Origin of the sequence: Nafulsella turpanensis ZLM-10, from assembly GCF_000346615.1 — a bacterium.
Taxonomy (GTDB): domain Bacteria; phylum Bacteroidota; class Bacteroidia; order Cytophagales; family Cyclobacteriaceae; genus Nafulsella; species Nafulsella turpanensis.
In genome coordinates, this window is the sequence record NZ_ANNU01000006.1 from 1 (window position 1) to 17,273 (window position 17,273).

The window sequence follows — 17,273 nt, forward strand, 5'->3', positions numbered from 1 at the left end:
CTCTGGCTCTTCTCCTTGTCTCATAACGTTTCTTTTTGTGTATCGCTATTTCAGGACGGGACAGGCATACAACAACAAACATCCCCGGATTTTAACCTGGGGATGTTTTTTTTATCAAGCCCTCTTAGACTGCTTCAGTTCCTTTAATCACCATTGCCGGTTTGTTTACTTACACCAAAGCACTTTCAAGGTAGGCTTCCTCCTCCCGCCGGTATCTTGCGAGTTGTTTAACGAAGCCAACGTGGCCCGGCCAACGTGACCCGGCCATCGAGGCCCGGAATAACTTCTGCCATCAGGCACCATGGAAGCACCTTCATCCGATATAGTATCACTCATAAAGCATAAGCCAGAGGCGGCATCTTTCCAAATAAGATAATCCTTCCAAAATTCAGATTAAGAAAGATCCCTCCGCCCGGCGGCCGCCTTCGTCGGAATGACAAAATCAAAGCCTAGGCATTCATCAGATACTGCCAGGCCAGCAGTACCCACAAAAAAATCCTGCAGAGCATTCATCTGCAGGATGTTGTTTATTTATTCCTGTATTCCTGCAGCTGTAAAGGCCTTGCAGCTGCTGTCAGGGAAAACCTAAAACTGCGTAGGCGCTGTTACTTCACAAGTATCTTTCTGAACGAGAAGGTTTCTCCGGAAACCAGCTGAACGAGATAAAGACCGGGTGCTACCTCCAGCCTAACCTCAACAGAAGAACTATTCTGAACATTCACCTCTTTAAGCAGCTGCCCGCTTAAATCCAGCACCCGTACCTGGCTAAGCCTTTCACTTCCATTAAGCCTGAAGCTGCCACTCGTCACAGGATTAGGATAGAGCAGCAGCTCTTTGAAGAATTCCGGGTTCAGGGCTGTCAATGCTCCCTGAACGTAGGCCTGGAGCCACTCCAGTGCCGGGCGTGCTGCCCCATTCTCATTCACCAGGTACGCCTTTTCATTTGTTCTCCACATGCCGGGCCTCCAGCCCCAGAGGGTAACTCCCTGTACAGCAGGATGCTCCCAGAAAAGCGGGAATATTCGCTGATACTCCTGCAACTGAACCGCATCTGTAGGGCCGTCAATATCCATTTCCGTTACATATATTGGCAAACCCGTTTCGGCAAGGGAATTCAGGTTAGCGGTGATTACAGATGATTCTCCTGTAGTAGAAAAAGCATGCCCCTGTACACCAATGGCATCAATCAGATCTTCTGCCTGCAGCAGCTCTATAATTCTCCTGTACTTATGCGTATTACTGGCATTGCCAACAATATTATACTCGTTTATCATTAAAGCTGCATTGGGGAAGTACTTGCGGGCTAAACGGAATGAATTAAGAATCCAGTCCCTGCCGGTAGTACCCGTGCCTCCCAGGGCTCCTATATAGTTTCCACCACCACTTCCAGCCTCGCTTGGCGGGTCATGTAAAGGCTCATTCACCACTTCCAGAAAGTCAATGTCAGGGTAACGTTCAGTAACCAGCGAAAACCATTCTTCAATTTCTTCCAGCTGCTCTTCGGGCGGCAGGTTTTCTATCCAGGAAGGCTGCTGGTTGCCCCATATCAGCACATGCATCCGGAAGGGAAAACCATTGTCTTTGGCCAGCTTATAGGCAGCATCTAAGCCGCTCCAGTCCATCACATCGCGGGTCCGTTCAACACTTCCCCATTTCCCTGCATTTTCAGGCGTTACCTGATTCCAGTAATCGGTAAAACCCGGCAGTTGTGCTGTACTGTAAATGTTGCCCAGGTATTTTTCCTGGCCCTCTGCTATCTGCCCCTGCACAGGAAGCCCCAGAAGCGAAACCAGTGCAGCCGTTAGCCATAAGTATTTGTGTTTCATATATTTGATTTTTCAGTTTGCAATCATTTAATATGTGCTGATGGCTTAGAAACAGGTGGTAAAATTTCCTTATTCCTCCCCCGAACCTGTAGTTGCCTGCCGGTAAACGGCATCATTGCCTTCGTAGGTAAACCAGTTGAATACGGCATCTTCTTCAGAAGAGCTTCCCTGCGAAGTGGCGTACATACCCAGGGTGGTTCCAACAAAGCCACCTGCCACCCGGGTACTCAGGTAGGTACCATCCACCCCGGCCTGAAGAAGCTTCCAGCCCCCTTTATTCTTTGTGGAATAATAAAAAGCATAATCAGCTCCATCAAATTCAATCTTCAGGTAAAGTGGCTTTTGGCGCTCCTGCTTCGACAGCACTTTTTCAGCTAATACCAGGGTGGCAGCAGCGGGATTTGTACCTTCTGCTCTCACTGCTTTGCGCAGCTGCACCACTTCCATCCCTGCCGAAGAAAGTGTTTTCCCAATTGCATAATAATGGTCCTCATTCTGGAATGCTACCAGCCCGGCAAATTCATTTGAGGCGGAAGGTTGAAATTCCATGCTGACACTGCCGCTGCCCCTGATATGCTGCTGCCTTCTGGCAATAAAGGAAGGGTTTCCTTTACCCGAAAGTGTTTCAGGCCTGAGCGCCAGCTTTAACTTCCCCCTGTATGGGTCCAGGCTGTGCCATTTTGTGCGGGGCGTTCTTAGGAAGAGCCAGTAAAAAGGCAGCTCCTTTTCTTTAAAATCTTCTTTGTAGGTAAAATTGCCGCTTAGCGGAAAGTCCGGCTCTCCCTGCCAGGGAAGGTCGGGCCGCTCATAGCTGTACTGAACTTCTTCAAAGTGGGGATTAATTACAGGCCAGCCGCTTTCCCAGCTTACCGGTGCAAGAAATGTTTCGCGCCCGATATTGTAGCTGTCTTTGGTATCGTAAGGGCGGGTAGCCAGGAAAATGGCCCACCACTCTCCGTTTTGCGTTTCTACTAAATCGGCATGGCCGGTGGCGGAAACAGGATTTTTCCTGTCGGCAGGTAAATGCCGCTGGGTAAGAATAGGGTTATCAGCATAGGGCTCATACGGCCCTGTTACCTCTTTGCTGCGGAGTACTACTTCTGAATGATGTACACTGGTTCCTCCTTCAGCTGCCATCAGGTAATAATAACCATCTTTCTTATAAATGTGTGGCCCTTCAATCCAGACCGGCTTTGTGGAGATATCCACCCCGCCGTTAACCAGCACAATAGGGGAGCCGATTGTTTTTAAATTTTCGGCATCAAAGGTGAGCTGCCGGATACTCCGGTGCCCTTCATATAAGGGTTTATTGTCGGGAGCTTCGCTGTTGTAGATAACATAAGCCTTTCCGTCTTCATCAAAAAAGAGGGAGGGATCAATGCCATTTACCTGCGGAAGCCAGACCGGCTCAGACCAGGGCCCCGCGGGATTAGTAGCCGTTACAACAAAATTTCCTCCATTGTCTACTAAGGTGGTTATCATGTAAAAGGTCCCTTCATGATGGGAAATGGTGGGCGCAAAGATTCCTCTGGAAACCCCCAGCCCGTCTAGATCAAGTTGCTCCGGGCGGTTCAGCACGTTTCCTATCTGCCGCCAGTTCACCAGGTCCCTGCTATGGAAAACCGGCACCCCCGGAAAATAAGCAAAGGTGGAATGAACAAGGTAGTAATCCTCTCCCACCCGGGTAATACTCGGATCCGGGTAAAAGCCGGGGAAGATTGGATTTTGAAAATGCTCCTTTTCCTGGGCCTGCAGGCTGCCCGCTAAGAGGAGCAGGCAAAACAGCAGGCTACTGAAGAAAAAAAAGACTCTTCCGGGATGTTTATCGGTTTCCATTGTTATGACACATTTAATTTATTAAGCCAGCAAAAATATTCCGGCAAAGGTTTCTGTTATTTTCTATTCTTTGAGCCCGGAGCACGATAGAAGCTTTCCGGCGGGCCCAGGTAAGAGTCCTCCTGCTTTTCGGTTTCCACCACCAGCTTTTGCAGCACCACAGCAGGGTCTACCATCCAGAATTTTAACACATGCTCACCCGGCTCCTTAATGTAGTGACTCGAGCTTAGCACTTTTATGTTATCCGCTACCTCCTTATTCCAGTTTTGCTCTGAATCATCAGTATGCAGGTTTATAATTTGTGGCTCCTCATCATCAAAAGAAACGGCATAGCGCAGCCCCTGATCGTTGTGCAGGTTTAGCGTTGGCGAAAGATAAGCCTTCACTTCCACCGTTCCGGTATCGAAGAGGTACATTTTATATTCCAGGTGCGGGCTGCCTCCTCCCGGCACCTGATCGGGCGCGGTGCCTGGCAGCGGTGTAACAGCCGAAAGTGTTTTTCCTAAATCGGGAATTACCTGCCAGCTCACCTCTTTATTTCCTATGGCGCGGGTAAAATGTGCGGCTTCCATGGAAACATAGCCGTTGCTTTCCACAAAACCTTCGACTTCCGTTAATTCTGGTGATGCAGGGTTCCGGACGATTACTTCCACTATCACCTGCTGATTATTCGGGCCATGAACGGTAAGCGGTACCCGGTGCAGCCCGTTTGGCACCTTTTCCCAGTCTACCTGTACCCATAGCCGTTGCTCTTTATCTATTTTTCCTTCGGCAGGCTTTACCTGCAGCCAGGGCTCGCCCGTGCTTACTGTATAAGGGAAAGCTTCCTTTCCGCGATTAAACACCTCCAGGTAACGGCCCTCCGGCTGGTAGGGTGTAAGTTCCGGCAGCTCGGCCACGCCTGCTGCATGCGGCCACCAGGCCTCTGAGCCTTCCACCATTACACCCATGCTTGCTGAGGCAGGAACTTCTATTTTCTTCACTTCCGGCATGGTATTCTCTTCCGGCTGCTGCCAGTAAGTATAGCCAATATGTGTCTGGGCCATCATATGATTCCATTTGCCATCGGCAAGCTCGGTATGGAAATAATGGGTGAGCGCAGCATCTTTTTCAAACAATTCCCTGGCCTTCTCAGCCAGTTTGTTGGTTGCTGCCCTTCCCTGCCGGGCGTACAGCCTGTTCTTCGCCACCGTAACATACAGCTCGTTGAGGTTGGCACTGGCTTTAACTGGAAAAAGTATCAGCTGGTAATAAGCATCTTTATATTCCTCCGGTAACTCCCTGTATATCTCTTCGGCCTTCTCTACCAGCTGGTTGTATTCCGCCACTACCCTTTCGGCCTCCCTGTAGCTGGTCAGGCTATAGGTTTCGGGCGACAGTAGCTCGGGTTTCCGGCGGCCATTATATTTGAGATAGGTAGTAAGGATGCGGGCAATAGCCTCTGTATGGTGGGTTCCAAACTGCTGCCCGACCCATTGCCGGGTATAAGCAGGCAGGCTTTCGGCAGGCCACTTCTCCGGGTTCCAGGCATAATCCAGGAAGAATTCTGTGGGAAATTCCATGGGCTTAATGTCCCCTACATTTACTATCCATATCTGGTCTGCCCCGTACTGGTATGCCAGGTGCATTTGCTCCCACACCCGTGCAATAGGATTGGTGTTTATCCACTTATAGTTTCTTGGGCCACCCACATAGTCGAAGTGGTAATAGATACCGTAGCCCCCGGAACGAAGCGTATCGCCCAGCGCAGGCAGCTTGCGAATATTTCCCCAGTTATCGTCGGCCAGCAGCAGGGTAACATCATCAGGCACCCGCATGCCTTTATCGTAATAATCCTGCACCTCTTTGTACAAAGCCCATACCTGCGGCGTTTCTGCTGCAGGCTTGCCCGTAACCTCCTCAATAATTTCACGCTGATCATCCACAATCCTTTCCAGCAGCGCTATTTCTGTTCCTTCAGTCATCGGCTCATCGCCATCTCCGCGCATGCCTATGGTTACCAGGCTCTCATTATCGCCCATGCGCTCTATACCCTCACGCCAGAACTTTTGCAGGTTTTCTTTATTCGTTTTGTAATTCCAGGGACCTTCACCGAAATGCTCCCACTCCGCATGGGCGCGCATCATGGGTTCATGGTGGGAGGTGCCTATCACCACCCCGTAATCATTGGCCATTTCCGGGTTCAGCGGATCCTCTACATAAAACTGGCGCCCCCACATAGCGGGCCAGAGGTAGTTGCCTTTCATGCGCAGAATCAGCTCAAACACCTTTGCATAAAATTTACTATTGAAGCCACCAAACTTTTCAAAAGCCCAGCCCGACAGCGCCGGCGCTTCATCATTAATAAAAATACCCCGGTATTTTACGGCAGGCTCGCCTATGGTGTGTCGGCCCGGCAGCACATACAGGTTTTCCTGCTGCTTTACCGGAACATCGGCCCACCAGTACCAGGGCGATACACCGATGTGTTCCGCTACATCATAAATACCGAAAATGGTACCGCGCTTATCGCTGCCTGCAATTACCAGTGCCCTGTCGACCCCTCGCATGGGCTTCTCAACCACCTGAATCAGGAAAGTTTCCCACTTTCCTGCGATACCGGAAACATCCAGCTTCTTTTGCTTTACCAGTTGGTCAATTAAGGGGCTTTTGCCCAGCGTACCCACCAGCACCACCTCTTGGGCTTTGGGCGCTTTTTCGCTTAGCAGCAGCTCTGGTTGTGCACCACTTACCTTGCCGATATCTGCCTGCAGGTCTTTTAATGCCCTGATTACCCCTGGCTCAGCCTCATTACTAATGTACAAAGGCACTGCCTTTCCCGAGGCGGAGAGAGGAAAACGTCCTTCCCCGTCCTTTGCAGCTATATAGGAAGGAACAGCCTGGGCCCGTACAGCAGACAAGCCTGCCAGTACAATGAGCAGGAGGAGGCACAGGGCCGTCCTGATTGGCTGCCATCCGGCCACCCTCTTCAGGGAAACATTACTTAAAGAAGCTATCATTACGAACTATTATAATTGAACTGCATGTCCCTGCAGGCTTTTACAAAAGCTGGCTGTTTATTTTTATGTTCCCCCCATCTTTTATTGCATGCTTCGGCGGCCCCTGGAAGGGTTTTATCTCACCATAAAGCTACCTTCTGCAGGCCGGGCCATTCCAAGAGCATGGCTTCTGTTACCAGGAAGGGAGCCTCCTACATAAACCTTAAAACGCCCCTTTTCAATTTTACTTTCTCCCTCTTCGGTTATAAGCGCCATCATTTCGGGCGTAATGGTAAAATTTACTTTAGCTGATTCACCGGGAGCCAGCCTTAGCCGCCTGTATCCTTTTAAAGAATAAAGCGGCACCCTTACACTGGCTTCTTCATCTGTTAAATACAGCTGTACCACTTCTTCGCCTTCGTACTTTCCCTTATTGGTAATGGTCGCCTCTACTTGCACTGACTGGTTCTTTTTGATTCGGTCAGCCGAAAGCTTCAGGTCGGAATAAGAGAAGTCGGCATAGCTGAGCCCAAAGCCAAATGGGTATAAAGGCTCCTCTTCCATAAAACGATAGGTTCTGCCATCCATGCTGTAATCTTCATAAGGAGGCAACTGCTCCAGCGACTTAGGGAAGGTAACCGGCAGCTTTCCGGAAGGTGAAGCCTCTCCGAAAATAAGGTCGGCCACGGCATTTCCTCCTTCTTCGCCGGGATACCAGGCCAGTAATACAGCATCGGACAGCTCATGCACTTCGGCCAGGTTCATCGGGCTTCCGCCGGTAATTACTGCAATAATTGGCTGTTCGTGCCCTTCCCGCAGCTTTCTCAGAAAATCCAGCTGGTTCTCCGGGAGGTTATAGTCGAGGCGGTCGCCATAGTGTGGCGAAGCAATAGACTCCCCTTCCTCACCTTCAAGTAAGCCGGTAATCCCCAGCACTACAATCGTAGCATCGGCAGACTTTGCACCGCCGGTTGTCCAGTCGATGGGGTTTACGTTTGCCCTGTCGAGCAAAATTCCCGGCTTGTACTGCAGCTGGCTACCGGGCGCAATGTGGGAGGCTACCCCTTCCAGCATGGTAACCATGTTCGGATTCACACCATAGTAATTCCCGATGAGGGCATCTATGCCGGCGGCGTTCGGGCCGGTAATAAAGTACCTTGGCAAATCGTTCCGGAGCGGCAGTACACCATTGTTTTTCAGTAAGACCATGGATTTGAGGGCAGCTTCTTTTGCCAGCTGGCGGTGCTCCTTGCTATCAACCACCTCAATACCAATGGCATTATAGGGGTTTGCCTCCTCCGGGTCGAACATGCCCAGCCTGAAGCGTGTTTTCAGCAGGGTAGCCAGCTTTTCATCCACCTCTGCCTCGCTTACCAGTCCCTGCTTTACCGCCTCCACCAAATGCGGGTAGTACACACTGCCACAGTTCAGGTTCACCCCACTTTTTAAGGCAAGTGCTGCAGCCTCCACAGGCCCCGGCACCACTTCGTGCCCCTCATAAAAGTCGACAATAGCTCCGCAGTCGGAAACCACATGTCCATCAAAGCCCCACTCACCTCTTAATACATCATTGAGGAGGAATTCATTGGCACAGCAGGGCTCTCCGTTTGTAGCATTATAGGCGCACATTACTGCCTCCACATCGGCATTTACAAGCGCCTTGAAGGCCGGCAGGTAGGTTTCCCGCAAATCTTTAATTGACGCCACTGCATTAAACTCATGGCGTAATCTTTCCGGGCCGCTATGTACCGCAAAATGTTTGGCACAGGCAGCCGTTTTCAAATATTCAGGATGATCGCCCTGCAGGCCTTTTACAAAAGCAACGCCTAATGAAGCGGTAAGAAAAGGATCTTCGCCATAGGTTTCCTGCCCCCTGCCCCAGCGCGGATCTCGAAAAATATTAATATTGGGGGTCCAGAAGGTCAGGCCGGCATACTTGGAATAATATCCCTTTTCAACTGAGGCATTGTACATAGCCCTTGCCTCGTCGGAAATAGCACTGGCTACCCTAAGGGCCAAATCATCATCAAAAGTGGCTCCCAGTCCAATGGCCTGCGGAAAAACAGTAGCCACCCCCGAGCGGCCTACCCCATGCAGGGCCTCATTCCACCAGTTGTAGGGCGGAATACCCAGCCGGGAAATGGCAGGCGTATTTTCCATCATCTGTTGCACTTTCTCTTCCAGCGTAAGAATCCTGATCAGGCTTTGCACCCTTTCATCTGTTGGCCTGGAAGGATCGAGGTAGGCAGCTTGCTCCTGTGCGCTCACTTCCGTAAAAAGCAGCACCATAATAGCAGTCAGATAATATAACTTTCTCATTTGTAATGTTTATTCCTGTTTCAGTAAACCGCCTTAATGTTCAGCAGCCAGAGCCCATGCTCTTGCCCCTGTTTGTGCAGGAGTTCTCCTATAAACTTGGAGATATTTCTTTTGAATTACAACCGATTGCAACAACATTCTCTATTTTTTCTAAAATAAACCCAAGTCAGGTGATTAAAGCAGCCAGCCAGTGATAACTAAGCGCTTAGCGAATTAATGGTTTCTGGAGGTTCCCGCAACAGCTTTCAGCTTTTTAAACCCTGAATAAATCATTTTTGCAGCCTTACGCTCTTTTTTTTCCGGTCCTTTATTAAAATAAACCAGAAAGGCTTATTATATTGAAACCGATTGCAGTATTTTGTAATCCACACCTTTTAGTAATATGGAGAAGGAAACAACCATTTATGATATCGCAAAGGGGCTGGGGGTTTCTCCCGCAACAGTGAGCCGTGCTCTAAACAATAGCCCCGTTGTAAATAAAGAAACCAGGCAGAAGGTATTTGATACCGCCACTGAAATGGGGTACCGTTCAAATATGTTTGCCAGTAACCTTCGCAGGAAACGGACCCATACTCTTGGTGTAATTGTTCCACGGCTTAACAGCCATTTTATGTCTTCTGTAATTGCAGGCATGGAAAAGGTGGCAAATGAAGCGGGCTATAACCTGCTTATCAGCCAGTCGCTGGAAACTGCCAAAAAAGAAGCGGCCAATGTAATGGCGATGTTTAACAGCAGGGTCGATGGCTTACTGGTCTCCCTGGCTTATAATACAGAAGACATCAGCCACTTTTCTCCTTTTATTAAAAAAGGCATTCCCCTCCTGTTTTTCGACCGCGTGGCTGAGCACCCAAAATGCACCAGCATTGTAATTGATAATATGCAGGCAGCCCATAAAGCCACCTCTCATCTGGTAGCGCAGGGCTGCACAAACATCGTGCACATAACCGGCAACCTCAAAAGAAATGTGTATGCCGATCGATTAAAAGGCTACAAATACGCACTTATTGACAATGAGCTGCCATTCGATGATTCTTTCATCATTTCCAATGACCTGAGCGAAGAAGCAGGAATGGAAGCTGCGGGGGAGATCCTGAAGATGAATCCTTTGCCTGACGGGGTGTTTGTGGCCAATGATGCCTGCGCCGTAGGCTGCATGAAAATATTAAAACAGGCGGGAATCTCCATTCCGAAGGATATTGCGATCGTTGGCTTTAACAATGATCCTGTCTCCCGCGTAATCGAGCCAAACCTTACGACTGTTAATAACCCGGGGCACAAAATGGGCGAGGTTGCGGTAAGAAACCTGATCATTCATTTAGATGGCTTTTCAGACATTGTGGCCATGAATACCATTACCCTGAATTCTGAATTAATAATCCGGGAATCTTCCCTGAGGAAGGGATAGAGATTCCTGCCATCCGGGCAATGGGGCCAGCCGCAGGTTGCCTGAGCCTACAGCCTGCTCCAGAAAGGTTTTAAGGCAGCATCTAAGCTGTAGCCGCTTATTTATAGTACCTTATTAAGTTTTGTGATGCGTATAAAAACCACCCGCTCTTTAACGTTTCTCATACTCTTCTTTTTTGGATTGCTCTCCCTGCAGGCCGAAGATGGCTACCGCCTATGGCTAAGGTATGAGCTGGTTGAAGATCAGGAAACGCTTAAAAACTACCGGCAGTCCGCCTCAGAAATAATTGTGGCACCAAACTCCCCTACGCTTTCAGCAGTCGCACAGGAGCTGGAAAGGGGCCTGGGCCAGATGTTAGGCAAATCAATTCCGCTTACTGAAAAAGTTTCCCGCCAGGGCGCTGTCGTAGCCGGAACCCCCCAAAGTTCTCCGCTTATCCGGAGCCTGAACATTGAAGATAAACTAAAGGAAGTGGGCCGTGAAGGTTATCTCCTGCTGTCTGCCCGGCTCCAGGGAAAGAAAGTAACTGTTATTGCCGCCAATACAGATACTGGTGTGTTGTATGGCAGCTTTCACTTTTTAAGGCTCCTCCAGACCCGGCAATCTATCCATAAACTTTCTCTTTCCAGCTCGCCCAAAACGCAGCACCGCATCCTCAACCACTGGGACAACCTCGACCGCACGGTGGAGCGGGGCTATGCCGGCTTTTCGCTCTGGGACTGGCACAAACTTCCAGATTATACTGACCCGCGCTACATCGATTATGCCCGTGCCAATGCCTCCATTGGCATTAACGGCACCGTGCTAACCAATGTGAATGCCAATGCCCTGGTGCTTACAGAGGATTACCTCGGAAAAGTTGCTGCGCTGGCAGATGTTTTCCGCCCCTATGGATTAAAGGTGTACCTCACCGCCCGTTTCAGCGCTCCCATGGAAATTGGTGGCCTGGAAACTGCCGACCCTGTTGATCCCCGGGTGCAGCAGTGGTGGAAGAGAAAAGCAGATGAAATCTACAGCCACATTCCTGATTTTGGCGGTTTCCTGGTAAAGGCCGACTCTGAAGGCCAGCCCGGCCCCCATAACTACGGAAGAACCCATGCCGAAGGAGCCAATATGCTGGCCGATGCCCTTGCTCCCCACGGTGGGATTGTAATGTGGCGCACTTTTGTATACAGCGAAGAAGCGCCGGAAGACCGGGCCAAACAGGCTTACAATGAATTTAAACCACTGGATGGCAAGTTCAGAGACAACGTTTTGCTGCAGGTAAAAAACGGGGCCATTGACTTCCAGCCACGAGAGCCTTTTCATCCGCTCTTTGGCGCCATGCCCGAAACACCGCTTATGATGGAGTTCCAGATTACACAGGAATACCTGGGACAGGGCACCCACCTGGTCTACCTCGCTCCAATGTGGAAAGAAGTACTGGAAGCTGACACATACGCTGAAGGAAAAGGCTCCACTGTGGCTGAGGTGGTAGATGGCAGCCTGAACGACCATCCGCTAACCGCCATGGCCGGCGTAGCCAACATCGGTACCGACCGTAACTGGACAGGGCACCCTTTCGGGCAGGCCAACTGGTACGCCTTTGGTCGCCTTGCCTGGAACCCCTACCTCTCTTCTGAAGAGATAGCCGAAGAATGGATAAAGATGACTTTCTCCAATAAACCGGAAGTGGTTCAGGACATTAAGGAGATGATGCTGAATTCTCACGAAGCAGTTGTAAATTATATGACTCCTCTTGGTTTGCACCACATTATGGCCTGGTCGCACCATTACGGCCCCGGCCCCTGGGTAGCAAACAAGCACCGCGCCGACTGGACCTCGGTTTACTACCACCAGGCCGATTCTGCAGGCATCGGCTTTGACCGCACAGCAAGCGGCAGCAATGCCGTTGCCCAGTATGCCCCTCCTCTTGAAGAGAAATTCGGCTCGCCGGAAAAAGTGCCGGAGAAGTACCTCCTCTGGTTCCACCACCTTCCCTGGGACTATAAAATGAAATCAGGCAATACCCTTTGGGATGAAATGGCGCTTCGCTACCAGCAGGGTGTAGACACCGTCAGGCAGATGCAGCAAAGCTGGAATAGCCTGGAAGGGCAGATAGACCCGGAAAGATTTCAGCATGTAAAAACGCTGCTGGAGATACAGGAAAAAGAGGCGGAATGGTGGCGTGATGCAGTGCTGCTTTATTTCCAGACTTTCTCCGGCAAGCCATTACCGGAAGGGGTTGAGAAGCCAACAAAAACTTTAGACTACTTTATGCAGCTGAACCCGAAGTTCGTGCCAGGCAACTAATACCAGAATCAGCTAAAAATAGCCTTTAACGATAAAAAGAAATGAACGAGAACAGGAATCCGGAGCATAAAATTGCTATTGTAACCGGCGGAGCATCAGGATTGGGCTATGCCATAGCTGAAAAATTTGTGCAGGAAGATATCCGCACCATCATTATCGGGCGAAATGAGGAAAAGCTAAAGGCGGCGAAAGAAAAGCTGGGCAGCCTGTGTGCTGCCATAAGCTTCGACCTTACTGAGCTCGGGCAAATACCGGCACTGGTAGAAAGCATTCACAGGGAGTTCGGCAAAATAGATATCCTGGTAAATAATGCCGGCATTAACCAGAAGAAGGCTTTCACGGAAGTAACGGATGAAGACTTCCAGCGCATTCTTTTAACCAACCTGACAGCTGTTTTTGCCCTTAGCCGGGAAGTAGCCAAGGTAATGATACCGCAGGGAAGCGGAGCGATTGTAAACATCAGCTCCATGGCTGCACAATACGGAATTCCGAAGGTAATTTCTTATTCAGCGGCTAAAACCGGTGTGGAAGGAATGACCAGGGCTATGGCGGTTGATCTTTCCCCTCTTGGAATTCGTGTCAATTGCGTGGCCCCGGGCTTTATTGCCACCGACATGTCGGCCAAAGCATTCGATAGCGAGCCGGAACGCAGGAACAAGGTTTTATCCAGAACCCCGATGGGTAAGCTGGGAGAGCCGGCTGATGTTGCCGGGGCGGTTTACTTCTATGCCACAGCGGGAGCCAAATATGTAACCGGCACCATTCTTCCCGTAGATGGCGGCAATTCCATCGGCTTTTAGCAAGGACTGATTCTCTTTTAAGCTACATCTAATTATAAACCTGGGGGGTTTTCCTTCCCATCTAAAAACATAACAATGAGTGTATTTTACAAAAAACGGTTTGCTCCTCTCCTCTTGCTTGCCTGCACAGGGGCCTACTCCTGCAGCAGTTCTGAGCAGGCAGCAGAAGAAACGCCAACCTCTTTAAAAGAAGCAGCTGAAGGCGATTTCTACATAGGCGCTGCCCTTAATTACGACCAGGTATATGGCAGAGAAGAGGAGGCAGTGGCCCTTATAAAGGAAGAGTTTAATACCATCAGCCCGGAGAACATGCTGAAAATGGGACCTATCCATCCCGAACAAAACGTTTATAACTTTGAACCGGCCGATAAGTATGTTGCCTTTGGCGAAGAAAATGATATGTTTACCATAGGACATACCCTGGTTTGGCATAGCCAGGCACCCGACTGGATATTTGTAGACAAGGAAGGAAATACGGTAGGCAGAGATACACTGCTCCAGCGGATGGAAGATCATATTGCCACTGTTGCCGGCCGCTACAAAGGAAAGATAGATGGCTGGGATGTGGTAAATGAAGCCCTTGAAGATGATGGCAGCCTCCGCCAGACCAAATGGCTCGAAATTATTGGTGAAGAGTATCTTCAAAAGGCCTTTGAGTTTGCCAAAGAGGCCGACCCCGAAGCAGAACTCTACTATAACGACTACAGTCTGTGGAAACCCGCCAAGCGCGAAGCGGCTGTACACCTTGTTAAAAACCTGCAGGAAAAAGGAATACAGGTAGATGGCGTGGGCATGCAGGGCCATTATGGAATTGATTATCCTTCTCTGGAAGATATTGAAGCCAGTATTAACGCCTTTGCCGATCTGGGCGTAAAAGTAATGATAACCGAACTGGATGTGGACCTGCTACCCAACCCAAGCAACAGACAAGGGGCCGACATTGCCATGACTTTCGAACCCCAGGAAGGATTTAACCCTTATGCCGAAGGCCTTCCTGATTCTGTTCAGCAAAAGCTTACCCGGCGCTATGCCGATTTGTTTGAGCTGTTCCATAAACACCGCGACAAAATCAGCCGGGTAACTTTCTGGGGCGTGGCTGACAAGCACTCCTGGCTAAATGACTGGCCAATGGAAGGGCGACGCAGCTATCCCTTACTGTTTGACAGGGACTATCAGCCTAAGCCAGCCTACGAAGCGGTAATGGAGGCAGTATCGGAATAACAGTGTTTAAACAGCTAATATATTAACAAAACAGGCGCCTCTTAAGGGGTGCCTGTTTTGTTTTACAGATAACACTATTCCATCGAAAAAGCTCTTTTTATGCCAAGCTCAAGTCCCCGCAGTTCGGCCAGCCCACGCAGGCGCCCGATCGCAGAATAACCGGGAATAGTCTTTTTCTGCAGGTCGTCCAGCATCTGGTGCCCATGGTCAGGCCGCAAAGGCATGCGATAATCCATCCGCCCTTCCTGCTTTCTTCTTTGCTGTTCTTCCAGCAGGGCCTTCATTACGCTGAACATATCCACATCACCCGTCAGGTGGTCTGATTCATAGAAGCTGCTTTCTGCCTCCCGAATCGTACTGCGGAGGTGCACAAAATTTATCCGCTTCCCCAGGCGCTTTACCATCCCTTCCAAATCATTATCTGCCCTTACACCTAAGGAGCCGGTGCAGAAGCAAAGGCCATTGCCAGGGCTCTCTACCGCCGCCAGGATTTCCTTTATATCTTCCTCTGTGGAAACGATACGGGGAAGACCAAGAATGGGAAAAGGCGGATCATCGGGATGGATGGCCATGCGGATACCAGCCTCTTCTGCAACAGGAATAACTTCAGAGAGGAAATAAAACAGGTTTTGCTTTAGCTCAGCCGCTCCAATATGTTTGTACACATCCAGGGCTGCCTGCAGCTGTTCCATCGTATAATTTTCGCCCACCCCGGGAAAGCCTGCCACAATGGTCGTAAGCAGCCTGCTTACCTCTTCCTCAGCAAGGGAATCCAGGAAGGCCTTTGCTTTTTGCTGTTGCGCAGGTGTATAAGTCACCTCGGCTCCCGGTCTTTTTAGTAAAAAGAGCTCGAAAGCAGCAAAAGCCACTGCATCGTACTGCAAAGCAGTAGAGCCGTCGGCCATTAAATAGGCATGGTGGGTTCTTGTGGCATCCAGTACAGGCATAAAATTGTAACATACCGTATCTACGCCACAGGCTCCCAGGTTCAGGAGGCTTTGCTTATAATTTTCCAGGTAAGCCTGGTAATTGCCACTGCGGGTTTTAATACTTTCATGCACCGGAATGCTCTCTGCGACAGACCAGTTTAAACCGGCACTTTCTACCTCTCGCTTCCTTTTCAGAATTTCTTCCTTCTCCCAAACCTCACCGGTGGGCACATGGTGCAGGGCCGTTACAATTCCCGTGGCTCCGGCCTGTTTGCTGTCTGCCAGGCTAACCGGATCTTCCGGCCCATACCAGCGCCAGGTTTGTTCCATGCTCATATTTTTCTTCTTATCGGTTATTCGTTTTTCAGGCAGGCAATGAAGGCAGGCCAGTTACAATATTTAGCACTAAGAAAGTGTGCAAAGCACTCTTAATAACAGGTTCCCTCTTACTTTACTGAAAACTTAAATATCGTCCGGCTCTGGTACTGCTCTCCCGGCCATAGTTCTGCAGAGGGAAAAGCCGGCTGGTTTGGGGCATCCGGAAAGTGCTGCGTTTCGAGACAAAGCCCTGAATGGGGCAAATACTTTCGCCCTTCTTTGCCGGTGAGGGCTCCGGTTAAATTGTTACCTGTATAAAACTGAACACCAGGTTCACTGGTATAGACCTCCAGCAACCTCCTGCTATCCGGCTCAAACACGCTTGCCGCCAGTTTTAATTCTTTCGGCTTTCCATTCAGCACAAAGCAGTGGTCGAAGCCTTTCGCGTAGGTAAGCTGTTTATTGTCAGCCTTCATCTTTGGCGCAATAGCCTCAGGTGTTCTGAAGTCGAAAGGGGTGCCACCTACCGGCTGTAACTCGCCGGTGGGAATCATGGAAGCATTAACAGGAATAAAGGTGTCGGCCGGGAGCATAAGCTCGTGATCAAGAATATCCTTCTTCGCATCTCCCGCCAGGTTAAAATAGGAATGGTGCGTAAGATTAACAATGGTGGCTTTATCTGTTTCTGCCCGGTAAGTTATTTGCAGTTCATTCTTGTTGGTGAGCATATACGTAACCTCTACCCTCAGCCTGCCGGGGTATCCCTCTTCCCCATCTTCACTTACATAACTGAGCCTTAAGCCTAACCCCTCTTCCTCATAGACTTCCTCCGCCTGCCATAAAACTTTATCGAACCCTTTTTCACCTCCATGTAAATGGTTAGGCCCGTCGTTGGTTGCCAGTGTATAGTCATTGCCGTTCAGGCTAAACTTCCCTCCGGCAATTCTATTGCCGAAGCGCCCGATAATGGCTCCGAAAAAAGGAGACTCCTGCCTGTAAGCATCGCTCAGATAATCTGAAAGGGAATCAAATCCCAGCACCACGTCTTTGAGCTTTCCTTCTTTGTCGGGCGCCATCAGCGATACCACAGTTCCTCCGTAATTCATTATTTTCACCCTTAGCTCCGCATTCCAAAGGGTAAAAAGGTCCACGGGAGTACCGTCTGCCAGTTTGCCAAAGGGGGTTTTCTCTATTTTCATATCAGTGTTTCATCGTTTATATGGCTATTAGCAGGAGCCGGAAGAGTTACCGATACCGGGAGATGTTCCCAGAAGATAAGCAAAAACCTCCGGTCTCCGGACAGGAAAAAGCATTCTTTCTCATCCTGAAACCGGAGGTCTTCTTTTGGC

11 protein-coding genes are annotated in these 17,273 nt (G+C 49.8%); 5 read left to right on the top strand and 6 right to left on the bottom strand.

From position 1 onward, the window contains the following. Nucleotides 1–605 precede the first annotated feature (605 nt). The 4 genes from F752_RS23360 to F752_RS0102810 all read right to left on the bottom strand — a co-directional run bounded on the left by F752_RS23360 (nucleotide 606) and on the right by F752_RS0102810 (nucleotide 8,959). Nucleotides 606–1,826 carry an endo-1,4-beta-xylanase gene (locus F752_RS23360; protein WP_017730208.1) on the bottom strand — a complete coding sequence of 407 codons (1,221 nt, stop codon included), beginning with the start codon at nucleotides 1,824–1,826 and terminating at the stop codon, nucleotides 606–608. A gap of 69 nt (nucleotides 1,827–1,895) precedes the next feature. Continuing rightward, nucleotides 1,896–3,662: a glycoside hydrolase family 43 protein gene (locus F752_RS0102800; RefSeq protein ID WP_017730209.1), complete on the bottom strand. Its 1,767-nt coding sequence runs from the start codon at nucleotides 3,660–3,662 to the stop codon at nucleotides 1,896–1,898. A gap of 56 nt (nucleotides 3,663–3,718) precedes the next feature. Then, nucleotides 3,719–6,661 (bottom strand): glycosyl hydrolase 115 family protein, encoded by a 2,943-nt coding sequence (locus F752_RS0102805; RefSeq protein WP_017730210.1) that lies wholly within the window; start codon nucleotides 6,659–6,661, stop codon nucleotides 3,719–3,721. 114 nt (nucleotides 6,662–6,775) lie between these two features. After that, a complete protein-coding gene (locus F752_RS0102810) occupies nucleotides 6,776–8,959 on the bottom strand; it encodes a glycoside hydrolase family 3 N-terminal domain-containing protein (RefSeq protein ID WP_017730211.1) in 2,184 nt (727 codons plus the stop codon). 5 nt (nucleotides 8,960–8,964) lie between these two features. Here F752_RS0102810 and F752_RS0102815 point away from each other — a divergent pair, with 5 nt between their 5' ends. The 5 genes from F752_RS0102815 to F752_RS0102835 all read left to right on the top strand — a co-directional run bounded on the left by F752_RS0102815 (nucleotide 8,965) and on the right by F752_RS0102835 (nucleotide 14,677). After that, entirely contained in the window at nucleotides 8,965–9,153 is a 189-nt protein-coding gene (locus tag F752_RS0102815) for a hypothetical protein (RefSeq protein WP_017730212.1), read from the top strand. Between the two features lie 188 nt (nucleotides 9,154–9,341). After that, complete coding sequence (locus tag F752_RS0102820) at nucleotides 9,342–10,364, top strand: LacI family DNA-binding transcriptional regulator (RefSeq protein WP_017730213.1); 1,023 nt, start codon at nucleotides 9,342–9,344, stop codon at nucleotides 10,362–10,364. A gap of 126 nt (nucleotides 10,365–10,490) precedes the next feature. Continuing rightward, complete coding sequence (locus F752_RS0102825) at nucleotides 10,491–12,656, top strand: alpha-glucuronidase family glycosyl hydrolase (protein WP_017730214.1); 2,166 nt, start codon at nucleotides 10,491–10,493, stop codon at nucleotides 12,654–12,656. 41 nt (nucleotides 12,657–12,697) lie between these two features. Next, on the top strand, nucleotides 12,698–13,456 hold the full coding sequence (locus F752_RS0102830; protein ID WP_017730215.1) for an SDR family NAD(P)-dependent oxidoreductase: 759 nt from the start codon (nucleotides 12,698–12,700) through the stop codon (nucleotides 13,454–13,456). Nucleotides 13,457–13,531: 75 nt separating this feature from the next. Next, the gene (locus F752_RS0102835; protein ID WP_017730216.1) at nucleotides 13,532–14,677 is read left to right on the top strand and encodes an endo-1,4-beta-xylanase; all 1,146 of its coding nucleotides are present in this window, start codon (nucleotides 13,532–13,534) and stop codon (nucleotides 14,675–14,677) included. Nucleotides 14,678–14,751: 74 nt separating this feature from the next. On the opposite strand, the gene uxuA is transcribed toward F752_RS0102835, so the two are convergent. Further along, nucleotides 14,752–15,942, bottom strand: a complete 1,191-nt coding sequence (gene uxuA, locus F752_RS0102840) for a mannonate dehydratase (protein ID WP_017730217.1) — start codon at nucleotides 15,940–15,942, stop codon at nucleotides 14,752–14,754. A 110-nt stretch (nucleotides 15,943–16,052) separates the two neighbouring features. After that, nucleotides 16,053–17,123: an aldose epimerase family protein gene (locus tag F752_RS0102845; RefSeq protein WP_017730218.1), complete on the bottom strand. Its 1,071-nt coding sequence runs from the start codon at nucleotides 17,121–17,123 to the stop codon at nucleotides 16,053–16,055. Between the last annotated feature and the right edge of the window lie 150 nt (nucleotides 17,124–17,273).

Coding starts and splice junctions, on each gene's coding strand:
- F752_RS23360 (WP_017730208.1), bottom strand. CDS start 1,826: ATGAAACACAAATACTTATGGCTAACGGCTGCACTGGTTTCGCTTCTG.
- F752_RS0102800 (WP_017730209.1), bottom strand. CDS start 3,662: ATGGAAACCGATAAACATCCCGGAAGAGTCTTTTTTTTCTTCAGTAGC.
- F752_RS0102805 (WP_017730210.1), bottom strand. CDS start 6,661: ATGATAGCTTCTTTAAGTAATGTTTCCCTGAAGAGGGTGGCCGGATGG.
- F752_RS0102810 (WP_017730211.1), bottom strand. CDS start 8,959: ATGAGAAAGTTATATTATCTGACTGCTATTATGGTGCTGCTTTTTACG.
- F752_RS0102815 (WP_017730212.1), top strand. CDS start 8,965: ATGTTTATTCCTGTTTCAGTAAACCGCCTTAATGTTCAGCAGCCAGAG.
- F752_RS0102820 (WP_017730213.1), top strand. CDS start 9,342: ATGGAGAAGGAAACAACCATTTATGATATCGCAAAGGGGCTGGGGGTT.
- F752_RS0102825 (WP_017730214.1), top strand. CDS start 10,491: ATGCGTATAAAAACCACCCGCTCTTTAACGTTTCTCATACTCTTCTTT.
- F752_RS0102830 (WP_017730215.1), top strand. CDS start 12,698: ATGAACGAGAACAGGAATCCGGAGCATAAAATTGCTATTGTAACCGGC.
- F752_RS0102835 (WP_017730216.1), top strand. CDS start 13,532: ATGAGTGTATTTTACAAAAAACGGTTTGCTCCTCTCCTCTTGCTTGCC.
- uxuA (WP_017730217.1), bottom strand. CDS start 15,942: ATGAGCATGGAACAAACCTGGCGCTGGTATGGGCCGGAAGATCCGGTT.
- F752_RS0102845 (WP_017730218.1), bottom strand. CDS start 17,123: ATGAAAATAGAGAAAACCCCCTTTGGCAAACTGGCAGACGGTACTCCC.